General features: G+C 67.7%; 17 protein-coding genes. 11 read left to right on the top strand and 6 right to left on the bottom strand.

What is annotated here, in order from left to right; all coding sequences use genetic code 11:
• The first annotated feature begins 256 nt into the window (after positions 1 to 256).
• The 4 genes from ACM6JT_RS19325 (at position 257) to ACM6JT_RS19310 (ending at position 3057) form a co-directional block, all read left to right on the top strand.
• Positions 257 to 1735, top strand: a complete 1479-nt coding sequence (locus tag ACM6JT_RS19325; RefSeq protein WP_034181617.1) for a sigma-54 interaction domain-containing protein — start codon at positions 257 to 259, stop codon at positions 1733 to 1735.
• Positions 1736 to 1789: 54 nt separating this feature from the next.
• Positions 1790 to 2317 carry a BON domain-containing protein gene (locus ACM6JT_RS19320; protein ID WP_034181618.1) on the top strand — a complete coding sequence of 176 codons (528 nt, stop codon included), beginning with the start codon at positions 1790 to 1792 and terminating at the stop codon, positions 2315 to 2317.
• Positions 2318 to 2378: 61 nt separating this feature from the next.
• Positions 2379 to 2651, top strand: a complete 273-nt coding sequence (locus tag ACM6JT_RS19315) for a hypothetical protein (protein ID WP_081938468.1) — start codon at positions 2379 to 2381, stop codon at positions 2649 to 2651.
• A gap of 103 nt (positions 2652 to 2754) precedes the next feature.
• Positions 2755 to 3057 carry an H-NS family nucleoid-associated regulatory protein gene (locus ACM6JT_RS19310; protein WP_034181619.1) on the top strand — a complete coding sequence of 101 codons (303 nt, stop codon included), beginning with the start codon at positions 2755 to 2757 and terminating at the stop codon, positions 3055 to 3057.
• Between the two features lie 314 nt (positions 3058 to 3371).
• Here ACM6JT_RS19310 and ACM6JT_RS19305 read toward each other — a convergent pair whose 3' ends face one another.
• On the bottom strand, positions 3372 to 3533 hold the full coding sequence (locus tag ACM6JT_RS19305; RefSeq protein WP_181152217.1) for a hypothetical protein: 162 nt from the start codon (positions 3531 to 3533) through the stop codon (positions 3372 to 3374).
• Between the two features lie 96 nt (positions 3534 to 3629).
• On the opposite strand from ACM6JT_RS19305, the gene ACM6JT_RS19300 reads away from it, so the two are divergent.
• Complete coding sequence (locus tag ACM6JT_RS19300; protein ID WP_414857075.1) at positions 3630 to 5987, top strand: GNAT family N-acetyltransferase; 2358 nt, start codon at positions 3630 to 3632, stop codon at positions 5985 to 5987.
• Positions 5988 to 6639: 652 nt separating this feature from the next.
• On the opposite strand, the gene ACM6JT_RS19295 is transcribed toward ACM6JT_RS19300, so the two are convergent.
• Positions 6640 to 7191, bottom strand: coding sequence for a hypothetical protein (locus ACM6JT_RS19295; protein ID WP_034181621.1), 552 nt, complete (start codon positions 7189 to 7191; stop codon positions 6640 to 6642).
• Between the two features lie 171 nt (positions 7192 to 7362).
• Positions 7363 to 8184 (bottom strand): IclR family transcriptional regulator, encoded by an 822-nt coding sequence (locus tag ACM6JT_RS19290; protein WP_105390563.1) that lies wholly within the window; start codon positions 8182 to 8184, stop codon positions 7363 to 7365.
• Between the two features lie 664 nt (positions 8185 to 8848).
• Here ACM6JT_RS19290 and ACM6JT_RS19285 point away from each other — a divergent pair.
• A complete protein-coding gene (locus tag ACM6JT_RS19285; protein ID WP_407971856.1) occupies positions 8849 to 9697 on the top strand; it encodes an ureidoglycolate lyase in 849 nt (282 codons plus the stop codon).
• 146 nt (positions 9698 to 9843) lie between these two features.
• Here the strand turns inward: ACM6JT_RS19285 and ACM6JT_RS19280 are convergent, their stop codons facing one another.
• Complete coding sequence (locus ACM6JT_RS19280) at positions 9844 to 10227, bottom strand: VOC family protein (RefSeq protein WP_034181624.1); 384 nt, start codon at positions 10225 to 10227, stop codon at positions 9844 to 9846.
• A gap of 253 nt (positions 10228 to 10480) precedes the next feature.
• On the opposite strand from ACM6JT_RS19280, the gene ACM6JT_RS19275 reads away from it, so the two are divergent.
• On the top strand, positions 10481 to 11125 hold the full coding sequence (locus tag ACM6JT_RS19275) for a CGNR zinc finger domain-containing protein (protein ID WP_131947975.1): 645 nt from the start codon (positions 10481 to 10483) through the stop codon (positions 11123 to 11125).
• A 48-nt stretch (positions 11126 to 11173) separates the two neighbouring features.
• On the opposite strand, the gene prpR is transcribed toward ACM6JT_RS19275, so the two are convergent.
• Positions 11174 to 13156: a propionate catabolism operon regulatory protein PrpR gene (gene prpR, locus ACM6JT_RS19270; protein ID WP_105390561.1), complete on the bottom strand. Its 1983-nt coding sequence runs from the start codon at positions 13154 to 13156 to the stop codon at positions 11174 to 11176.
• 170 nt (positions 13157 to 13326) lie between these two features.
• Between prpR and prpB the strand changes: the two genes are divergently transcribed.
• The 4 genes from prpB (at position 13327) to prpF (ending at position 19646) form a co-directional block, all read left to right on the top strand.
• On the top strand, positions 13327 to 14220 hold the full coding sequence (prpB, locus tag ACM6JT_RS19265; RefSeq protein WP_105390560.1) for a methylisocitrate lyase: 894 nt from the start codon (positions 13327 to 13329) through the stop codon (positions 14218 to 14220).
• 205 nt (positions 14221 to 14425) lie between these two features.
• Positions 14426 to 15598, top strand: a complete 1173-nt coding sequence (gene prpC, locus ACM6JT_RS19260; protein ID WP_034181628.1) for a 2-methylcitrate synthase — start codon at positions 14426 to 14428, stop codon at positions 15596 to 15598.
• Between the two features lie 65 nt (positions 15599 to 15663).
• On the top strand, positions 15664 to 18258 hold the full coding sequence (acnD, locus tag ACM6JT_RS19255) for a Fe/S-dependent 2-methylisocitrate dehydratase AcnD (RefSeq protein WP_414857074.1): 2595 nt from the start codon (positions 15664 to 15666) through the stop codon (positions 18256 to 18258).
• A 194-nt stretch (positions 18259 to 18452) separates the two neighbouring features.
• The gene (gene prpF / locus ACM6JT_RS19250) at positions 18453 to 19646 is read left to right on the top strand and encodes a 2-methylaconitate cis-trans isomerase PrpF (RefSeq protein WP_105390635.1); all 1194 of its coding nucleotides are present in this window, start codon (positions 18453 to 18455) and stop codon (positions 19644 to 19646) included.
• Between the two features lie 58 nt (positions 19647 to 19704).
• Here the strand turns inward: prpF and ACM6JT_RS19245 are convergent, their stop codons facing one another.
• A complete protein-coding gene (locus ACM6JT_RS19245) occupies positions 19705 to 20643 on the bottom strand; it encodes an alpha/beta hydrolase (RefSeq protein WP_414857073.1) in 939 nt (312 codons plus the stop codon).
• Positions 20644 to 20803 lie beyond the last annotated feature (160 nt).

Below are 20803 nucleotides of genomic sequence, written 5' to 3'. Positions count from 1 at the left end.
GGTTCGTGCAGGTTTCGTGCCATCGGCCGGATTGCGCCGCCGGACATGGGTCCGGCGGAGACCGGCGGGCCCGCGCCGGTCCATGTCTGACGATTCTACAGAAAACGTCTCCATCCGGAGACGATCTGGCCATCCGGCCAGCCCGTGAAACCGGGCAGGGCTTTCCCGGACAAGCCGTTGTGGCGTGTCTCCGGAGTGAGATAATCCGTCTCGTTTTGGAGACATCCGGTCGAAAATACATGGAGACGAAGACACGATGATGAACGACTGGGCCCGCCTGCCCGTCAACTACGGCGACGTGCTGCGGCGCGCCGCCGAGTCGCTGTTCCGGACCTTCGAGGATTCGAGTGCGGGCACGGTGGTCGTCGATCGCGACGCGCGCGTCGTGTGGATGAACGAGCGTTACGCGGCGCGCTTCGGTTTCGCCGATCCGCAGCAGGCCGTCGGCCTCGACTGCGAGGCCGTGATCCCGAACAGCCTGATGCGCGAGGTCGTGTCGACCGGGCAGCCGATCCTGCTCGACATCATGGAGACGGGCCGCGAGCCGCTCGTCGTCACGCGCCTGCCGCTGAAGAACGAGGCCGGCGAGACGGTCGGCGCGATCGGCTTCGCGCTGTTCGACCAGTTGAAGACGCTTACGCCGATCTTTTCCCGCTACGTGCAGCTTCAGCAGCAACTGATCGCGACGCAGCGCTCGCTCGCACAGGCGCGCCGCGCGAAATACACGTTCGCGAGCTTCGTCGGCACGAGTGCCGCGAGCCTCGAAACCAAGCGCCAGGCGCGGCGGGCCGCGCAGGTCGATTCGCCGGTGCTGCTGCTCGGCGAGACGGGCACCGGCAAGGAGCTGCTCGCGCACGCGATCCACGCGGCTTCGGCGCGTGCGCTCCAGCCGCTCGTGACCGTCAACGTCGCCGCGATTCCCGACACGCTGCTCGAAACCGAATTCTTCGGCGCGGCGCCCGGTGCGTACACGGGCGCCGACCGCAAGGGGCGCGTCGGCAAGTTCGAGCTGGCCGATCGCGGCACGCTGTTTCTCGACGAGATCGGCGACATGCCGCTGCCGTTGCAGGGCAAGCTGCTGCGCGTGCTGCAGGACAAGGAGTTCGAGCCGGTCGGCTCGAACCGGATCGTGCGCGCGGACGTCCGGATCATCGCCGCGACGTCGGCCGACCTGCCGGCGCTCGTGGAGGCCGGGCGTTTTCGCGCGGATCTCTACTACCGGCTCAACGTGCTGACGATCCACGCACCGCCGCTGCGCGAGCGGGCGTCCGACATCGCGGCGCTCGTGTACGCGACGCTCGAGGAACTGGCCGCGCAGCACGGACGCGCCGCGCACTGCGAGCTGACCGACGACGCGCTGCGGATGCTGTGTGCGTATCCGTGGCCGGGCAACGTGCGCGAGTTGCGCAATACGCTCGAACGCGCACTGATGCTGTCGGACCGTTCGGTGATCGATGCGCGTGCGCTCGCGCCGTTCCTCGGGCCGGTACGCATATCGGCGGACGGCGCATCGCCGGCGCAGCGTGTTGCCGCAGCGCCGGTCGAGCGGGGCGCGGGTGGCGCATCCGGTGCGCCGGTCGCTTCGTATGCCGATGCATTGGCGGCGTGGGAGCGCCAGTTCCTGATCGATGCGCTGGCGGCCTGTGACGGCAAGGTCGTGGAAGCCGCCGCGCGCATCGGGATCGGCCGCGCGACGCTGTACAAGAAGCTGGCGGCGCTGGGCATCGACCGGTAGGCCGATCGGCGGCGCCGATGCGGCGGGAGTTGAAGCATCGAACAGGAGAGCACGATGAAGCGGATCGGTATCGCAGGTTGGCTGACCCTGTTGCTGGCAACCTCCGCGCTCGCGCAGTCCGGCGACGCGGACGCGCCCGAGGCGCGACGCAACTGGTACAACGACCCGTTCGTCGCGCTGTCGCAGGACCTGGCCGAATGCCCGCTGCCGCTCGGCCCGTGGATGACCCGCGCCGAGATGACGGACGACGCGCATTACCGCGCCGAGCGCGGTACCACCTGCTGGCTCGCGCATCGCTGCACGAAACCGAATTCGTATATGTATGACGCGCCGATCGCCGATGCCGCGAAGGCGCACTTCGCAGGCTCCGATCGCCTGCACGGTACGAGCCTGTGGATCACCGTGCAGCGGCGTTTCATCTATGTCGAAGGATGCGCGGATACGGCGTTCGATCGGCAGGCGCTGCAACGCGAACTCGAGGCGCTTCCGGACGTCGAGCAGGTGTTCGTTCGCATCACCGACGATCCGCGCCGGAGCTTGCCGTACAAGGCGCGCGGGCAGCCGGGCCGCACGCCGAACTGACGACGGAAGGGCCGCGCATGGCATACTCGCGACATTCAAAAAATGGTTGACGGGAAGAATAATGAAACACATGCTTGCGTCGGTCTGTCGGTGGCCTCGGGTGGCCGGGTTGTTGGCTCTGGTTGCAGGGCTCGGCGGGTGCGGTGGCAGCGCGCCGCTGTTCACTTCGGACGGGCGCCCGACCACGCAGGTGCAATGCACCGGCAGCGGCTGGAGCAATTGCACGGACAATGCCCGGGCCATGTGCAACGGGGATTTCGAAGTGATCCAGCAATCGACTGATGACACCGTGCGAAATCTTCTCTTCGCATGCAAGAAGAAAAGCGGTTATTGATCCCGAAATGACCGGCCGAGGAGACCGCGATCGGGCGAAGCGCTTTTCTGTTTGCTTGGAGTCGTCTATTTTTCACGAATAACACTCACGGAGTCCCATCCATATGGCGACCTACAGGCAACTGACCGCGCAGCTCGAACGACTTCAGCAAAAGATCGACAAGGAACGCGAAAAGGCGATTGCCGACGCGATTGCCGATATCCGCGCGAAAATCGACGAATACGACATCACGCCGGAAGAGCTCGGTTTTCGCCCGGTAGGTACCGGCGCCGCCGCTACCTCGAAGCCGAAGCGCACGTTGCCGCCGAAATACCTGAATCCGAAGACGGGCGAAACCTGGAGTGGCCGCGGGCGCGCGCCGGCGTGGCTCGGCAAGAATCGCGCACGTTTCCTGATCAAGGACTGACTCCCGAAAATCCTCACCTTTCGTGCGTTGACCGACGGTGCGAACGGCCATGCGGCCGTCGCACCGTTTTGTTTTTGTGCCGTCGCCGTGCGATTCCCGCTGACGAATTGCAGTGCAATGCCGCACGATTAACGGATCACGTTTTGCGAATTCGCCGCGATTCGGCTGCTTATCGCGGTGAATTCCGGTAAACAACCGCGCAATTGCGCAGTGCATGCGCATTGGCATTCGCCATTTCCGCGGTGCCCGCCTGCCGCGGACTTCCATCACCTTTCGCGTGTTTGCGCGTTGTGCCGTGCAATTCCCGAAGATACTCACCATGGCTCCTGTAAATCCTCACCTTTGAGGAAGCGGCAGCGTTGCGCCATGTTGCTTGCGGCTTGCAGCGATGTCGCGTCGCGCTTGTGTTGCAGATCGATGGTGCGAGCGTTGACGTTCGTCGGGTAGTCGGCCGTTCGGCATATAGGCAGCCGCATGCGCTTCGCCTATGCTTGGGGTTCGCGTCGAGCGGCGCGCGGCCTGTCCGTGCCGCATGCCGCTCGGGCCGTCTTTCGTTACCGCAGGGAGCCGATGTGACCGTTCGCCATCTCGATGCGTTGTTCCAGCCCAAGTCCGTTGCGGTCGTCGGCGCGTCGTCGCGCGCGGGCAGTATCGGCGCGATGGTGTGGTCGCGCGTGCTCGACGGTGCGTTCGACGGGCCCGTGTGGCCCGTCAATCCGAAATATCGCGATCTGAACGGGCATACGGTCGTCTCCGACGTCGACCGGCTGCCCGCGCCGCCGTCGGTAGCCGTGATCTGCACGCCGCCCGCGACCTGGGCCGGCATCGTGCGCAAGCTCGGCGAACTCGGCACGCGCGTCGCGGTGATCGTCGGTGAGGCGCGCACGGATGCCGATCGCACCGCACTCGATCGCACGCTGAAGGCGGCGAAGCCGTTCGTGCTCCGTATCGTCGGGCCGGGCAGCCTCGGCGTGCTGTCGCCCGCGCGGCATGCGCATTTCGGCGCGCCGGCCTATACGGCGCGCTCGGGCGGCGTCGCGTGGGTGTCGCAATCGAATGCGTTGACGAACGCGGCGCTCGGCTGGGCCGATGCGCGAGGCCTCGGCTTTTCGCATGTCGTCGCGCTCGGCAGCGAGTCCGACGTCGATGCGGGCGACGTGCTCGACTATCTGGCGAGCGATCCCGGCACGCGCGCGATCCTGCTCGAACTCGATACCGTGCGCGCCGCGCGCAAGTTCATGTCGGCCGCACGTGCGGCCGCACGCAACAAGCCGGTGCTCGCGTTGCGCACCGGGCGCGCCGATCCCGGCGACGCGCTCTATACGGCGGCGTTCCAGCGCGCGGGGATGGTGCGCGTCGATGCGCTCGACGATCTGCTCGACGAGATCGAGACGCTCGGCGTCGGCCGTGTCACGGCGCGCGGCGCGGCGACGCTCGTGACGAGCGATGCGGGCGTCGCGAAACTGGCGGTCGATGCGGTCGCCGAGGTGCGCGACGTGCTGTCCGACTGGTCGCCGGCTGCAACCTCGGCCGTGTCGGCCGCGCTGCCGCATCTGGCTGCGCCCGGCAATCCGCTGACGCTGGGCGACGACGCGCGCCCCGAGCACTTCGCCGCGGCGATCAAGGCGCTCGCGCCGTTCCCGCAAACGGGCACGCTGTTCGTCGTCCATTCGACGTCCCACAGCGCGCCGGCCGATTCGGTTGCGCGCACGCTGATCGAATCGCGGCAGTATGCGCATCGCGGCATCCTCGCGTGTTTTTTCGGCGCGGTCGACGCGGCGACGCGCGATGCGCTGCACGCGAACGGCATTCCCGTACACACGACACCGCAGCGGCTCGCGCGCGCGTATGCGCGTCTCGTCGACTACAACCTCGGGCGGCAACTGCTGATGCAGACGCCCGAGGGCACGCCGCTGCAGCCGGCCGAGTGCGTTGCGTCCGCACAGGCCGACGCGCGCCGGATGGTCGAAGCCGGCCAGCATGAACTGGCCGGCGAAGCCGCGCTGCGCTGGCTGTCCCATTTCGGCCTGCAAGGCGAGCAGGCGGGCGAGCCGGCCGGTGCGAGAGTCGTCGATGTCACGGTCGACATGTACGACGATTCGAACTTCGGTCCGGTGTTTCGCTATGCCGTGCCGCCTGCGGACGGCGTGTCGGCGCCATTCGTCGTCTACGGCCTGCCGCCGCTGAACACCGTGCTCGCCCGCGCGGTGATGGAGCGCTCGCCGTATGCGCGCCGCACGCCCGTCGAGCCGACGCTCGACGCGTTGACGGCGCTGTCGCAGGTCGTCTGCGACGTGCGCGAAGTCGTCGCGATGTCCGTCACGCTGCGTGTGTTGCCCGATCGCGCGCAGGTGATCGCGCCGCGCATCACGCTGGCCACGGGGCGCAGCCGGCTTGCGATCATGCCGTATCCGCGCCACCTCGAGCAGACGCTCGAGTGGCGCGGCGAGACGGTGACGATCCGTCCGATCCGTCCGGAAGACGAGGCCGCGCATAACGAACTGCTCGGCGCGATGACGCCGGACGATCTGCGAATGCGTTTCTTCGGCGCGGTGCGCGGCTTCGATCATTCGCAGGTGGCGCGCATGACGCAGATCGACTACGACCGTGAGATGGCCCTCATCGTGTCGTACACCGATGTGTCGGGGCGCGACCATACGCTCGCGGTCGTGCGCGCGGTCGCCGATCCCGACAACGAGACGGCGGAGTTCGCGATCGCGGTGCGGCCCGATCAGAAGGGCAAGGGGCTCGGCCGGCTGCTGATGAACCGCATCATCGACTACGCACGCTCGCGCGGAACCGCATGGATGATCGGCGAGGCGCTGCGCGAGAACTCGGCGATGATCTCGCTCGCGAAGTCGTGCGGTTTTGAGGTGTCGACGACGGAGGAGCCGGGCGTCGTGGGTTTCAGGATGAAGTTGCAGCCGTAGCGTTCGTCGGCTGCGTGAAGCGCGGCGCGATCGCATGCAGTCGATGGCGCCAATCCTTCACCGTGTTGCGCCTGTTTTCATTCAGAGGTGCAAAACATTCGAGCCGGCATCTTGTACGAAACGCCCAAACGTATCGGGCTCGTTCGCTACGTCGATATCGACGCACGCATGGCGCCCGGAGGCGTTTGCTGTGTGCCGCATTATCGGCTCCGCACAGCCGTTTCACCCGATGCGTTCACGCACATTCGCAGCCGCGTTCCGGCCTCGCCAGTTCGGAATCACCGCAAAGGTGAGACTTTTCGGGAGCCGCGAGTGAGCTTTTCCGGGGAAGCGTGGTGAGCCGATACGGGGGCGTTCGGTGAGCCTTCCCGGGAACGGCCGGTGAGCACCTGCGGGAGACGCTGGTGAGCCTTTCCGGGACGCGTTGGTGAGGGTCTGCGGGAGATGTCGGTGAGGACATTCGGGAGACTTTGGTGAGGGTCTCCAGGAGCCTTGGGTGAGCTTTTTCGGGAGGTGTTGGTGAGCGTTTGCAGGACACCAGGGTGAGACTTTTCGGGAGCGTGCGGATGCACGGCACCCGCGAGCGCGGCGCCGGCCAATGCCGGCGTCACATACGGGTGCGGGCACGCATGAACCGTGCCCGCGATCAGATTCAGGCAGCGAGTTTCGACGCCGCGTCGTTCACCTGGTCGCGCGAAATCGCGAGTTCCTCGAGGTGCGGATCGGCATAGACGGCACCGGTTTCGCGCTCGAGGCGGGCGATCGTCAGCGCGCAACGCGCGGTGTCCTTCGGCATCGCGATGAAGCGCTTGACCGACTCGCCGGACGTGAATGCTTCGAACAGCGCGCCGCGCACGTCGTCCGGAAGCGTCTTGGTCCACTGGTACGGCTTGCCGTTGAACGTGATCGACGGCGGCAGCGTGCGTTCCTTCTTGGTCGCCGTGATGAGCCCGTAGGTGCGGGCCGCGTCGCCGATCTGCTCGGGCGAGAAGAGCTCGTCGGGCGTGATGTCGAACTGCTCGATGTAGTTCTCGATCGCCTGCATCGCGGCGGCACGATCGTCGCGCTTCTTCTGCGCGCGCGCGACGATATCGCGCAGCTCGTCCGCCTCCTCGGGCGTGATCGTGAAGCTTGCCTGCTTCTGCTGAAGTTCGGAGAAACGCTGGAATTCTTGATCGTTCAGAAGTTTGGCCATGACATCCATCGGACACGACGGCCGCGACAACCGGCCGCCGTAGTTTTTGAGAGGGCCGCTATTCTAGCGTAGCGCCGTGAGCGCACGATATGGCGCCGTGGATCGTGCACTGCACTGGTGTCGCGCGCGACCGGGCCGGCGCAACTGCGCCGGCCCCGTGCGCTTCGTTGAACCCGCGCGTCAGCAGGCCTCGATGCGCCCCATCGACAGGTGGGCGGCCGTGTCGCGCAGCCCTTCGACGGCGACGTCGACGGACGGCGCCGTGTGCGCATCGATCCGGCGCATGTACGGGCAGGTCAGTACCGCGATCGCATGGCCGGACGGCCCGAGGATCGGTGCGGTCAGGTCGGTCACGCCGTACGCCTGGCGGCTGTCCTGGCGCAGATAGCCGGACTGCCGGATGGACTGGCACGCATGCGCGAGTTCCTGCTCGTTCAGCGGCGCTTCGCCCCTGACCTTGCGATGCTCGGCCAGCATGTGCGCGCGCTGCTCGGCGCCCTGGAACGACAGCATTACGCGCCCCGACGCCGTATCGGCGAGCCCGACGCGCGAGCCGAGCCGGACCGACACGCCCCACGGGCCGGGCCCGTCGACCTGCGCGATCACGAGCAGGTTGCCGCGATCGTAGACCGACAGGTGGCACGACTGTTCGGTGGCATCGGCGAAGCGCTGCATCGGCGGCAATGCCTCGGCGATCAGCCGGTTCATCGGCGGATGCCGGTGCGCGAGCGCAAACAGCTTGAGGCTGAGCGTGTAGCGGTCGCCGCCGCTCGAGCGCATCACGTAGCGGCGTGCGACGAGGCGTTCGAGCATCCGGTAGATTTCGCTCGCGTTGCGGCCGAGTTCCTTCGTGATTTCGGTGCGGGTGAGTCCTTCTTTTTGCTCCGACAGGAGTTCGAGAATGTCGAGGCCTTTGTCGAGCGCGGGCGCGCGATAGCGGTCGCTTGCGGCCATCGATTCCCGTGCGTCGCAGCCGGGAAGCAGGTCGTTGGTTGTTTGCATTTTTAGTGTGAGGTTGGGGGATTACCGTCGATCGGTTGGCGACGCACGCTGGCCGGTTCTGCACGCGCATAAGTCGGCCCCGCGTATGGCGATGAAAACCATTTATACGAGCTTAGCAATAAACATACAGTGTGCAATGCAGCGTCCATTTACCGATCATTACCTGACAAGAACGGATTGGCAAACGTTTCCGATGACAGGGGCACCCCGAATAGCCAGTATTCATGTGCCGATGGCTGGCAACGGCGACATGCGCGGCGGATCGCTTTGCGTTGGCGCGTCCGATGTTGCGCCGCAGTGTCTGCAGGCGCACCAATAGTCGGTATCCGTCGCGCGTCATTTCACGGTGCGCGGCCGATGGTACAAAGGCTTGCGGGCCAGCGACGGTGCGGCCGCGCGTGAAGTCGGCCGGCATCGGCCGGCACGCGTCGCGGGTGCCGGGCCGTCGTCGCCGATGCGCAGACCGGCGGCCGCCCGTTCGATGCGCGCCGTGCTTTTCGTGCGGCGCCGCGATCGCTGCGCCCGCGCGACCCTCGCGCGTCGACGGCAGGCCGGATGCGGCGCCGACGCGCGCAATCGACGATCGACAATCAGTCCGGCGCGCGGCCGCGAATGGCCGCGTCGGCCGGTATCCTGTCCCATTCGACAACAGAGGTTGACCACGATGAAACTGCTTCGCTATGGCCCGTCCGGCCAGGAAAAGCCCGGTATTCTCGACGCGGACGGCCGGATTCGCGACCTGTCTGCGCACGCGCCGGATCTTGCCGGCGATGTGCTGTCCGACGCGGGTCTCGCGCGGCTGCGCGCGATCGATCCGGCCACGCTGCCGCTCGTGTCCGGCGAGCCGCGCATCGGCGCGTGCGTCGGGCACGTCGGCAAGTTCATCGGCATCGGCCTGAACTATGCCGATCACGCGGCCGAAGCCGGCATGCCGGTGCCGAAGGAACCGGTCGTGTTCGGCAAGTGGACGAGTTCGATCTGCGGCCCGAACGACGGCATCGACATCCCGAAGGGTTCGGTCAAGACCGACTGGGAAGTCGAGCTGGGCGTCGTGATCGGCGCGCGGTGCAAGGACGTCGACGAAGCGAGTGCGCTCGATTACGTCGCGGGCTACTGCGTCGTCAACGACGTGTCCGAGCGCGAGTGGCAGATCGAGCGCGGCGGCCAGTGGGACAAGGGCAAGGGCTTCGACACGTTCGGCCCGATCGGTCCGTGGCTCGTGACGCGCGACGAGGTGCCCGATCCGCAGCGTCTCGACCTGTGGCTCGAAGTCGACGGCCACCGTTATCAGAACGGCAACACGCGCACGATGGTGTTCACCGTCGCGCAGTTGATTGCCTATCTGTCGCGCTGCATGACGCTGCAGCCGGGCGACGTGATCACGACCGGCACGCCGCCGGGCGTCGGCATGGGCATCAAGCCGTCGCCGATCTTCCTGAAGGCCGGCCAGATGGTGCGCCTGGGGATCGAAGGGCTCGGCGAGCAGTTGCAGCACACGCGCGGCGCGCAGTAACCGCGCGAGCCGAGATCCCGTCGAGCGACCGCTGCAGGCGGTCGCCGGAAACCGGACGCCGACGTTGGCGCGTCAAAGCCCAGGGCCCGATTCCGCGCAATGCGGAATCGGGCCCTTGCCGTTTGTACGCGGTGTACGCGGGCGGGTCACACGACGTTGTCGAGTTCGCAATGCGCTTCCAGCCGATACCCGTCGGGATCGACGACGAACGCCGCGTAGTAGCCGGGGCCGTAGTGTTCGCGCTTGCCGGGCCCGCCGTTGTCCTGGCCGCCGTGCTCGAGCGCGGCGCGGTAGAACGCGTCGACCTCGACGGGCGAAGCGGCCTTGAACGACAGGTGCAGCCCCGATTCGGGATCGGCGGCGACGGGGCGGGCAGCGTGCTGCAGCCACAGCTCCGGTTCGGTCGTGCCGTACCCGATGGATCCGTCGTCGCTGTACAGCCGCTTGTAGCCGAGCGCGCCGAGCGTGCTGTCGTAGAACGCGCGGCTGCGGCCGATGTGGGCAACGCCGAAGGAAAGGTGATCGATCATCTGTGGCTCCTTGAACTGAAGGGACGTCAGTGCAGCAAACCCGCTTACAAGCACCATGCCAGCCGCTTGTAGCGGAGCGCGCCGAGCGTGCTGTCGGAGAACGCGCGGCTGCGGTCGTTGTGGATAACTCCGCAGGAAAGGCGATCGATCATCTGTGGCTCCTCGAACTGAAGGGGGGGTGTCAGTGCAGCAAACCTTTTCGTAACCACCATGCTGGTTATGTTAGAAAGCGTCCGGACGCTTGTCAACCGGCATGGTGGTTAGATACGATGGCGCCATGAGCGATACGCAACCTTCCGTCACGATGGACTGCCTGATTCCGGCGCCGCCCGAAACCCTGAGCATCGATTTCGCGAACACGCTGTACTGGCGTGGCAGCGAGGCGCCGACGGAAACCTTCGGAACGATGGACGACCTGCTGTCGTGGTGCCGCGAGCAGGCCGGCGTGCCGGCCGGCCTGGCCGACCGGTGCTGTGTGCGCGGCGTGGAGGAAGGCGAGCCGGCGATGCTCGCGCGTGCGCTCGCGTTGCGCGAGGCGTTGTACCGGCTCTTTCATGCACAGGCCGAGCGGCACGAGCCGCAGGCCGACGATCTTGCGCTGCTCGGCGGCTTCCTGGCTGAAGCGTCGCCGCGCGTCGCGCTGACGCGTGTCGACGGCGGTTATGCGTGGCGGATCGGGGATGCTGGAGCAACGCTCGCGGGGCTGCTGAGCCCGGTGCTGTGGTCGGCGATCGACCTGCTCGGCGGCGCGCGGCTTGCGAAGGTCAAGCGATGCGCGAACGACGCGTGCCAGTGGCTGTTCATCGACGACAGCAAGAACGGCAGCCGCCGCTGGTGCTCGATGTCGTCGTGCGGCAATCGCGCGAAGGCGTATCGCCACTACCACAAGGCCGACTGACGAGCCCGTTCTGGCACGCGCCTGCGAGCGCGCCGAACCCGAACCTTTTTATTTCGCCGACAACTTCCGCCACAGCGTCGTCTTGCTGATGCCGAGCATCGCGCATGCGCGGTCGCGGTCGCCGCCGCACGCGTCGAGCACCGCGCGGATCTCGTCGGCTTCCGCGCGGCGGCGGCGCGCGTGCAGCGTCTGCGCATCGTCGGTGTCGATGGCGTCGGGCGGCGCCGCGAACAGCTCGGGCGCGATCGCCTGCAGCGCGTCGGGATCGAGCGCGGCGCACGCGGCGGCCGGATCGTTTTCATCGGCTTCCTCGGCGAGTTCCACCGCGATCCGCTCGATCACGTTCTGCAGTTCGCGCACGTTGCCGGGCCACCGGTAGCGCGCCAGCGTTGCCTGCGTCGCGCCGAGCACGCGCGCGGCATCGCCGGCGTCGCGCAGGCGTTCGGCGAGGCGCGGCTCGCGCCGCGCGGCCTGCACGAGCAGCGTCGCCGCGAGCGCGGGAATGTCGGCCGCGCGCTCGCGCAGCGGCGGCAGGCCGACGTTCAGGATGTTGAGCCGGTAATAGAGATCCGCGCGGAACGTGCCGGCCTCGACGGCCGCGAGCAGCGGACGATGCGTCGCGGCGATCACGCGCACGTCGATGCGGATCGGCTCGGTCGAGCCGAGGCGGATCACCTCGCGCTCCTGCAGCACGCGCAGCAGCCGGCTCTGCAGCGACGGCGGCATTTCGCCGATCTCGTCGAGAAACAGCGTGCCGCGGTGCGCGGCCTCGAACAGGCCGGTCTTGCCGCCGCGCCGCGCGCCGGTGAACGCGCCTTCCTCATAGCCGAACAGCTCGCTCTCGAGCAGCGCTTCCGGAAACGCGCCGCAATTGACCGCGACGAACGGGTAGCTGCGCCGCGCGGACAGCGCGTGCAGGCTTTGCGCGATCATTTCCTTGCCGGTGCCGCTTTCGCCGAGTACGAGCACGGTCGCGTCGGATTTCGCGTAGCGGCGCACGAGGTCGCGCACGCGTGCCATCGGCGCCGATGCGCCGATCACGTCGTCGAGCGCATAGCGCGCCGCGAACTGCTGCGTGGTCGGCTGCGAACGCAGCGCGCGATCGAGCCGTTCGACCGCGCGCGATTCCTGGAACGTCAGCACGCTGCCCGACGTGACGCCGCGATCGACGAGCGGCCCGCGATGCACGACGTAGCGCACGCCGCGCACGGTCGCGAGCGCGTCGCCGTCCTCGCCGCGCAGCGTGCGCAGCTCGGGCCTCAGGTCGACGAGCGCGCGGCCGACGGCCGCCGCGGGTTCGACCCCGAGCGCCGACGCGAGCCGCTCGTTGATCGCCTCGACGCGGCCGCGCGCGTCGAGCGCGACCACGCCGTCGCGCAGGTGCTGCAGCAGGTTGTCGAGCCGCTGGCGGCGGAATGCCTCGGCGTGCGTCGCATACGCGACTTCGAGCGCCGTATCGACGGCCTTGCGCACCGACGCATGCGAATACAGGAACACCGCGCCCATGCCGGCACTGGCCGCGAGGTCGGTGACGAGGCCGGGGCCGACGATCGTCTCGATGCCGCGGTCGCGCAGGTCGTGCACGCAGGCTTCCGCTTCCTGCGCGGACTGATATGACGCAAACTGCACGTCGAGGCCGTACGCGGCGACGAAGCGGCGCACTTCGGGCGGCGTTTCCCCGGCGCTGACGAGCGCGATCCGCGACGCGTCGCGCCGGGCGCGCGCGAGCGCCTGCATCACGTCGAAGCCGGTCGGCGACACGACCACGACCGGCACCTGCGCACGCGTCTTCAGGAAGGCGCCGTTCGAGCCGGCCGCGACGATCACGTCGGGCCGCGCGGCGCCGGCCTCGGCGATCGCGCTGAGCGCATCCTCATACGCGCGCGTCACGATGCGCACGTCGGCGCGTTCGTCGAATTCGCCGGCGATCTCGCGAAAGAAGTCGCGCAGGCGGCTGATGCCCATCGCCCAGATGCGCGGGCGCGCCGCGCGCTCGGCCGGGTCGACGGGCTTGGTCGAGGAGAGGTCCATGACGGTCGATTATGCGCGCGGGATTTCATTTTTGAAACATGAAATTGCCGAATTGAAATCGCCGGGCGCTGCATCGCCCGCGCCGGTTGCTTAAGAATCAGTGGGTTAGCGACGTTTCGCGAGCTGGCCCGGTCCTTGCTGTTATCGGGCATTCCTTCAGGAGGCCGTTCATGAGCAACACGCATCTTCAGAGCGCCGGCGCGAAATTCCGCGCGGCAGTCGCGGCCGAGCAGCCGCTGCAGGTGGTCGGCGCGATCACCGCGTACGCGGCCAAGATGGCGCAGGCCGTCGGCTTCAAGGCCGTGTACCTGTCGGGCGGCGGCGTTGCCGCGAACTCGCTCGGGATCCCCGACCTCGGCATCAGCACGATGGAAGACGTGCTGATCGACGCGAACCGGATCACCAACGCAACCGACCTGCCGCTGCTCGTCGACATCGATACGGGCTGGGGCGGCGCATTCAACATCGCGCGCACGGTCCGCTCGTTCATCAAGGCCGGCGTTGCTGCCGTGCACATGGAAGACCAGGTCGGCCAGAAGCGCTGCGGCCATCGTCCGGGCAAGGAAGTCGTGCCGGCCGACGAAATGGTCGATCGCATCAAGGCCGCGGTCGACGCGCGCACCGATGACCAGTTCGTGATCATGGCGCGTACCGATGCGGCCGCTGCCGAAGGGATCGATTCGGCGATCGAGCGCGCGGTCGCGTACGTCGAAGCCGGCGCCGACATGATCTTTCCGGAAGCGATGAAGACGCTCGACGACTACCGCCGCTTCAAGGCGGCCGTGAAGGTGCCGATCCTCGCGAACCTGACCGAGTTCGGCTCGACGCCGCTGTTCACGCTCGACGAACTTCGCGAGGCGAACGTCGACATCGCGCTGTACTGCTGCGGCGCGTATCGCGCGATGAACAAGGCCGCGCTGAACTTCTACGAGACGCTGCGCCGCGACGGCACGCAGAAGGCGGCCGTGCCGACGATGCAGACGCGCGCCGAGCTGTACGACTTCCTCGGCTATCACGAATACGAGCGCAAGCTCGACGAACTGTTCGCGCAGGGCAAGAAGTAACGCGGCCCGCGCGCCGGGGCATGGTTCCCGGGAAGCTTTGCATGGGACCGCACCAGGCGCTGAAGCGCCGAGTCCGGTCGACAGCTTTGCATGGGACCGCACTAGGCGCTAAAGCGCCAAGTCCGGTCGACAGCTTTGCATGGGACCGGACTAAGCGCTAAAGCGCCAAGTCCGGTCGACACGATACATATTGGAGAACGGAAACATGAGCGAGACGAAAGACGCAGCAGCACCGGCCGCCGCAGGCGCATTCAAGCCGAAGAAGTCGGTGGCGCTGTCGGGCGTGACGGCCGGCAACACGGCGCTGTGCACGGTCGGCAAGACCGGCAACGACCTGCACTACCGCGGCTACGACATTCTCGATGTGGCCGAGTCGTGCGAATTCGAGGAAATCGCGCACCTGCTCGTGCACGGCACGCTGCCTAACCTGACCGAACTGGCTGCGTACAAGACCAAGCTGCGCGCACTGCGCGGCCTGCCGAGCGCGCTGAAGGCGGCGCTCGAGCAGATCCCGGCGTCCGCGCACCCGATGGACGTGATGCGCACGGGCGTGTCGGTGCTCGGCACCGTGCTGCCGGAGAAGGACGATCACAACCTGCCGGGCGCGCGCGACATCGCCGACCGCCTGATGGCGTCGCTCGGCTCGATGCTGCTGTACTGGTATCACTTCTCGCACAACGGCAAGCGCATCGAGACGGAAACCGACGACGATTCGATCGGCGGCCACTTCCTGCACCTGCTGCACGGCAAGACGCCGTCGAAGTCGTGGGTCGAGGCGATGCACACGTCGCTGATCCTGTACGCGGAGCACGAATTCAACGCGTCGACGTTCACCGGCCGCGTGATCGCGGGCACGGGCTCGGACATCTACTCGGCGATCACCGGCGCGATCGGCGCGCTGCGCGGGCCGAAGCACGGCGGCGCAAACGAAGTCGCCTATGAAATCCAGAGCCGCTACAGCTCGCCGGACGACGCCGAAGCGGACATCCGCCGCCGCGTCGAGAACAAGGAAGTCGTGATCGGCTTCGGCCACCCGGTCTACACGATCTCCGATCCGCGCAACAAGGTGATCAAGGGCGTCGCGCACAAGCTGTCGAAGGAAGCGGGCGACACGAAGCTGTACAACATCGCCGAGCGCCTCGAATCGGTGATGTGGGAAGCGAAGAAGATGTTCCCGAACCTCGACTGGTTCAGCGCGGTGTCGTATCACATGATGGGCGTGCCGACCGCGATGTTCACGCCGCTGTTCGTGATCTCGCGCACGTCCGGCTGGAGCGCGCACATCATCGAGCAGCGCATCGACAACAAGATCATCCGCCCGAGCGCGAACTACACGGGCCCGGAAGACCTGCAGTTCGTGCCGATCGAGAAGCGCTGATCGGGCGCCCGAGGGGAGGCCGGTCGGCTTCCCCCGCTCATGAATTCCCAGCTTTCCCCCACATCATGAATACCGCCAACCGCAAACCCCTGCCCGGCACGTCGCTGGACTATTTCGACGCGCGCGCCGCGGTCGAAGCGATCGCGCCCGGCGCTTACGACACGCTGCCGTACACGTCGCGCGTGCTCGCCGAAAACCTCGTGCGCCGCTGCGATCCGGCAATCCTCGCCGATTCGCTGAAGCAGATCATCGAGCGCAAGCGCGAGCGCGACTTCCCGTGGTTCCCGGCGCGCGTCGTGTGCCACGATATCCTCGGGCAGACGGCGCTCGTCGATCTCGCCGGCCTGCGCGACGCGATCGCGGACGGCGGCGGCGACCCGGCGAAGGTGAACCCGGTCGTGCCCGTGCAACTGATCGTCGACCACTCGCTCGCCGTCGAATGCGGCGGCTTCGATCCGGACGCATTCGCGAAGAACCGCGCGATCGAGGATCGCCGCAACGAGGATCGCTTCCACTTCATCGAGTGGACGAAGAAGGCGTTCGAGAACGTCGACGTGATCCCGCCGGGCAACGGCATCATGCACCAGATCAACCTCGAGAAGATGTCGCCGGTGATCCAGGCGCAGGATGGCGTCGCGTATCCGGACACCTGCGTCGGCACCGACAGCCACACGCCGCACGTCGACGCGCTCGGCGTGATCGCGATCGGCGTCGGCGGGCTCGAAGCCGAGAACGTGATGCTCGGCCGCGCGTCGTGGATGCGCCTGCCCGACATCGTCGGCGTCGAGCTGACCGGCAAGCGCCAGCCCGGCATCACCGCGACCGACATCGTGCTTGCGCTGACCGAGTTCCTGCGCAAGGAAAAGGTGGTCGGCGCGTACCTGGAATTCCGCGGTGCGGGAGCCGCGAGCCTCACGCTCGGCGATCGCGCGACGATCTCGAACATGGCGCCCGAATACGGCGCGACGGCCGCGATGTTCTTCATCGACGGCCAGACGACCGACTACCTGCGCCTCACCGGCCGCAGCGACGAGCAGGTGAAACTCGTCGAGACCTATGCGAAGGCGGCGGGCCTGTGGGCCGATACGCTGGACAACGCGCAATACGAGCGCACGCTGACGTTCGACCTGTCGAGCGTCGTGCGCAACATGGCCGGCCCGTCGAACCCGCACAAGCGGCTGCCGACGTCGGACCTCGCCGCGCGCGGGATCGCCGGCCAGTGGGAAGAGAAGGCGGGCGAGATGCCCGACGGCGCGGTGATCATCGCCGCGATCACGAGCTGCACGAACACCAGCAACCCGCGCAACGTGATTGCCGCGGCGCTGCTCGCACGCAACGCGAACGCGCGCGGCCTCGTGCGCAAGCCGTGGGTGAAGAGCTCGCTCGCGCCGGGCTCGAAGGCGGTCGAGCTGTATCTGGAAGAAGCGAACCTGCTGCCGGAACTCGAGAAGCTCGGCTTCGGCATCGTCGCGTTCGCGTGCACGACCTGCAACGGGATGTCGGGCGCGCTCGACCCGAAGATCCAGCAGGAGATCGTCGATCGCGACCTGTACGCGACGGCCGTGCTGTCCGGCAACCGCAACTTCGACGGCCGCATCCATCCGTATGCGAAGCAGGCGTTCCTCGCGTCGCCGCCGCTCGTCGTCGCGTATGCGATCGCCGGCACGATCCGCTTCGACATCGAGAAGGACGTGCTCGGCCACGACCAGGACGGCAAGCCCGTCACGCTGAAGGACATCTGGCCGACCGACGAGGAGATCGATGCGATCGTCGCGTCGAGCGTGAAGCCCGAGCAGTTCCGCAAGGTCTACGAGCCGATGTTCGCGCGCAGCGCCGATGCGGGCGAGCGCGCGGCGCCGCTGTACGACTGGCGGCCGCAGAGCACGTACATCCGCCGTCCGCCGTACTGGGAAGGCGCGCTGGCCGGCGAACGCACGCTGCAGGGCATGCGCCCGCTCGCGGTGCTCGGCGACAACATCACGACCGACCACCTGTCGCCGTCGAACGCGATCCTCGCGAACAGCGCGGCCGGCGAATACCTCGCGAAGATGGGCTTGCCCGAAGAAGACTTCAACTCGTACGCGACGCACCGGGGAGACCACCTGACCGCACAGCGCGCGACCTTCGCGAACCCGACGCTGATCAACGAGATGGCGGTGGTCGACGGCGCGGTGAAGAAGGGCTCGCTCGCGCGCGTCGAGCCGGAAGGCAAGGTCATGCGGATGTGGGAAGCGATCGAGACGTACATGAATCGCAAGCAGCCGCTGATCGTCGTCGCCGGTGCCGACTACGGCCAGGGCTCGTCGCGCGACTGGGCCGCGAAGGGCGTGCGGCTCGCGGGCGTCGAGGCGATTGCCGCCGAAGGCTTCGAGCGGATCCACCGCACCAACCTGATCGGGATGGGCGTGCTGCCGCTCGAGTTCAAGCCCGGCACGAACCGGACGACGCTCGGCATCGACGGCACCGAGACCTTCGACGTGATCGGCGAGCGCAAGCCGCGCGCCGACCTGACGCTGGTGATTCACCGCAAGAACGGCGAGCATGTCGGGGTGCCGATGACGTGCCGGCTCGATACGGCCGAGGAAGTGTCGATCTACGAAGCCGGCGGCGTGCTGCAGCGCTTCGCGCAGGACTTCCTCGAATCGTCGCAGGCGGCGTGACGGGAGGGCGGTAAAGGCGGTTTCGCGCGCCGTGGCGGCGCGCGGAACGAAGGGGCCGGTTGTCGCGGCGGCGCAGGGGCGCCGGTCGCGCGGCCGGCCCGATTCGGTTTGCTGCGCATGGCTTCGGCGTGCGAAGCATCGGGCGGGAAGCGGCGCCGACGCGCCGGTTCCGGCCGACCTGGGATAAAACGGACATGGCTCACATTCCTCAAATCAGGATTCCCGCGACCTATATCCGCGGCGGCACCAGCAAGGGCGTGTTCTTCCGGCTGCAGGACCTGCCCGATGCGGCGCAGGCGCCGGGCGCCGCGCGCGACGCGCTGCTGCTGCGCGTGATCGGCAGCCCCGATCCGTACGGCAAGCAGATCGACGGGATGGGCGGCGCGACGTCGTCCACCAGCAAGACGGTGATCGTGTCGAAGAGCACGCGCCCCGGCCACGACGTCGACTACCTGTTCGGGCAGGTCGCGATCGACAAGGCGTTCGTCGACTGGACCGGCAACTGCGGCAACCTGTCGGCGGCGGTCGGCCCGTTCGCGATCAGCGGCGGGCTCGTCGATCCCGCGCGCGTGCCGCGCGACGGCATCGCGACCGTGCGGATCTGGCAGGCGAACATCGGCAAGACGATCGTCGCGCACGTGCCGGTCACGAACGGCGCGGTGCAGGAGACGGGCGACTTCGAGCTGGACGGCGTCACGTTCCCGGCCGCCGAAGTGCAGCTCGAATTCATGGATCCGGCCGCCGAGGAAGAGGGTGCGGGCGGGTCGATGTTCCCGACCGGCAACCTCGTCGACGATCTCGCGGTGCCGGGCGTCGGCACGCTGAAGGCGACGATGATCAATGCGGGGATCCCGACGATCTTCGTCGAGGCGGAGGCGATCGGCTATACGGGCACCGAGCTGCAGGACGCGATCAACGGCGACGCGAAGGCGCTCGAGAAGTTCGAGACGATCCGCGCGCACGGCGCGCTGCGCATGGGCCTGATCGATACGCTCGACGAAATCGCGACGCGGCAGCACACGCCGAAGATCGCGTTCGTCGCGAAGCCCGCCGACTACGTCGCATCGAGCGGCAAGCGCGTGAACGCGGGCGACGTCGACTTGCTGGTGCGCGCGATGTCGATGGGCAAGCTGCATCACGCGATGATGGGCACGGCGGCGGTCGCGATCGGCACGGCCGCGGCGATCCCCGGCACGCTCGTCAATCTGGCGGCGGGCGGCGGCGAACGCAACGCGGTGCGCTTCGGGCATCCTTCGGGCACGCTGCGCGTCGGCGCGGAAGCGCAGCAGCAGGAGAATGGCGAGTGGACCGTCACGAAGGCGATCATGAGCCGCAGCGCGCGCGTGCTGATGGAAGGCTGGGTGCGGGTGCCGGGCGACGCGTTCTGATCGTTGCCGGTTGTATCGGTGGAAATGCGGGCGGCTTCGGCCGCCCGCGTCGTTTGGGCTAGCCGTGCAGGAAGCGGCGCAGCGCGTCGTGGCTGAGGCGGCGTGCTGTTTCGGAGAGTCGCGCGTCGGGCACGATGTCGAAACCGTGCACACCGCCGGGGAGCACGTGCAGTTCGGTCGGCACGCCGGCGCGGAGCAGCCGCCGCGCATAGTCGAGGTTTTCTTCGAGGAACAGGTCGAGCGAGCCGATCGACAGGAACGTCGGCGGCAGGCCGTCGAGCTTTTCCGCGCGCGCAGCGGCGGCATATGGCGACACGCCGTCGAGGCCCGGCGCGTGGCCGAGCAGCGACGTCCAGCCGAACCGGTTGTTGGCCGCGTGCCAGACGAACTCGCCGGCATGCGGATGCGGCGTACGCGTACAGGTGCGGTCGTCGAGCATCGGATAGATCAGGTGCTGGAACGCGAGCCGGTATTCGCCGCGGTCGCGCGCCAGCAGCGCCAGCGCGGCGGCGAGCCCGCCGCCCGCGCTTTCTCCCATGACGCCGATGCGTGCCGGGTCGATGCCGAGCGTTTCGGCATGGCGGAAGGTCCATGCGAGGCCCGCGTAGCAATCCTCGATCGCGCCGGGGAACACCGTTTCCGGCGCGAGACGGTAGTCGATCGAGATCAGCACGCAGCCGAGCTGTCTGACTGCCTGGCGATGAATGGCCTCCAGGTCCTTCGCCGCGCCGCGCACGTAGCCGCCGCCGTGCATGTGGACGATCGCCGGGAGCGGTCGCGCGGCGTCGTCTGGCGTGTAGATGTGGAGCGGGACGTCCGGCGCGCCCGCGGGGCCCGGGACGGTGCGGCGCTCGAGCGTGCTGCCGGCCGGGTCCGGCGGCGGCAGCGGCAACACGCGTTCGCGCGCCTGCGCGAGGTTGTCGGCGCTGAGCGTGACGGTCGGCCACACGTCGAGCAGCGGGCGGATTTCGGGATCGACGAGATGCAGGGTGTCCAAGCGGTTGCTCCGTGATTGGGTGGCGGCGATAACGGACGAACCGGCGTCGCCGCAGCGGGGCTCGGGGGCCGGCATGCCGCCGCGATCATGTCCTTCCGGCAGGCCGCAGCAGACGGGCGGTGCCGCCGGATGCATGTGATGTGCGGCACGACAGTGGGCT

This window comes from Burkholderia sp. IT-111MI5, assembly GCF_949752865.1.
GTDB lineage: Bacteria > Pseudomonadota > Gammaproteobacteria > Burkholderiales > Burkholderiaceae > Burkholderia > Burkholderia pyrrocinia_C.
This window is presented reverse-complemented; position numbering and strand designations above follow the sequence as displayed.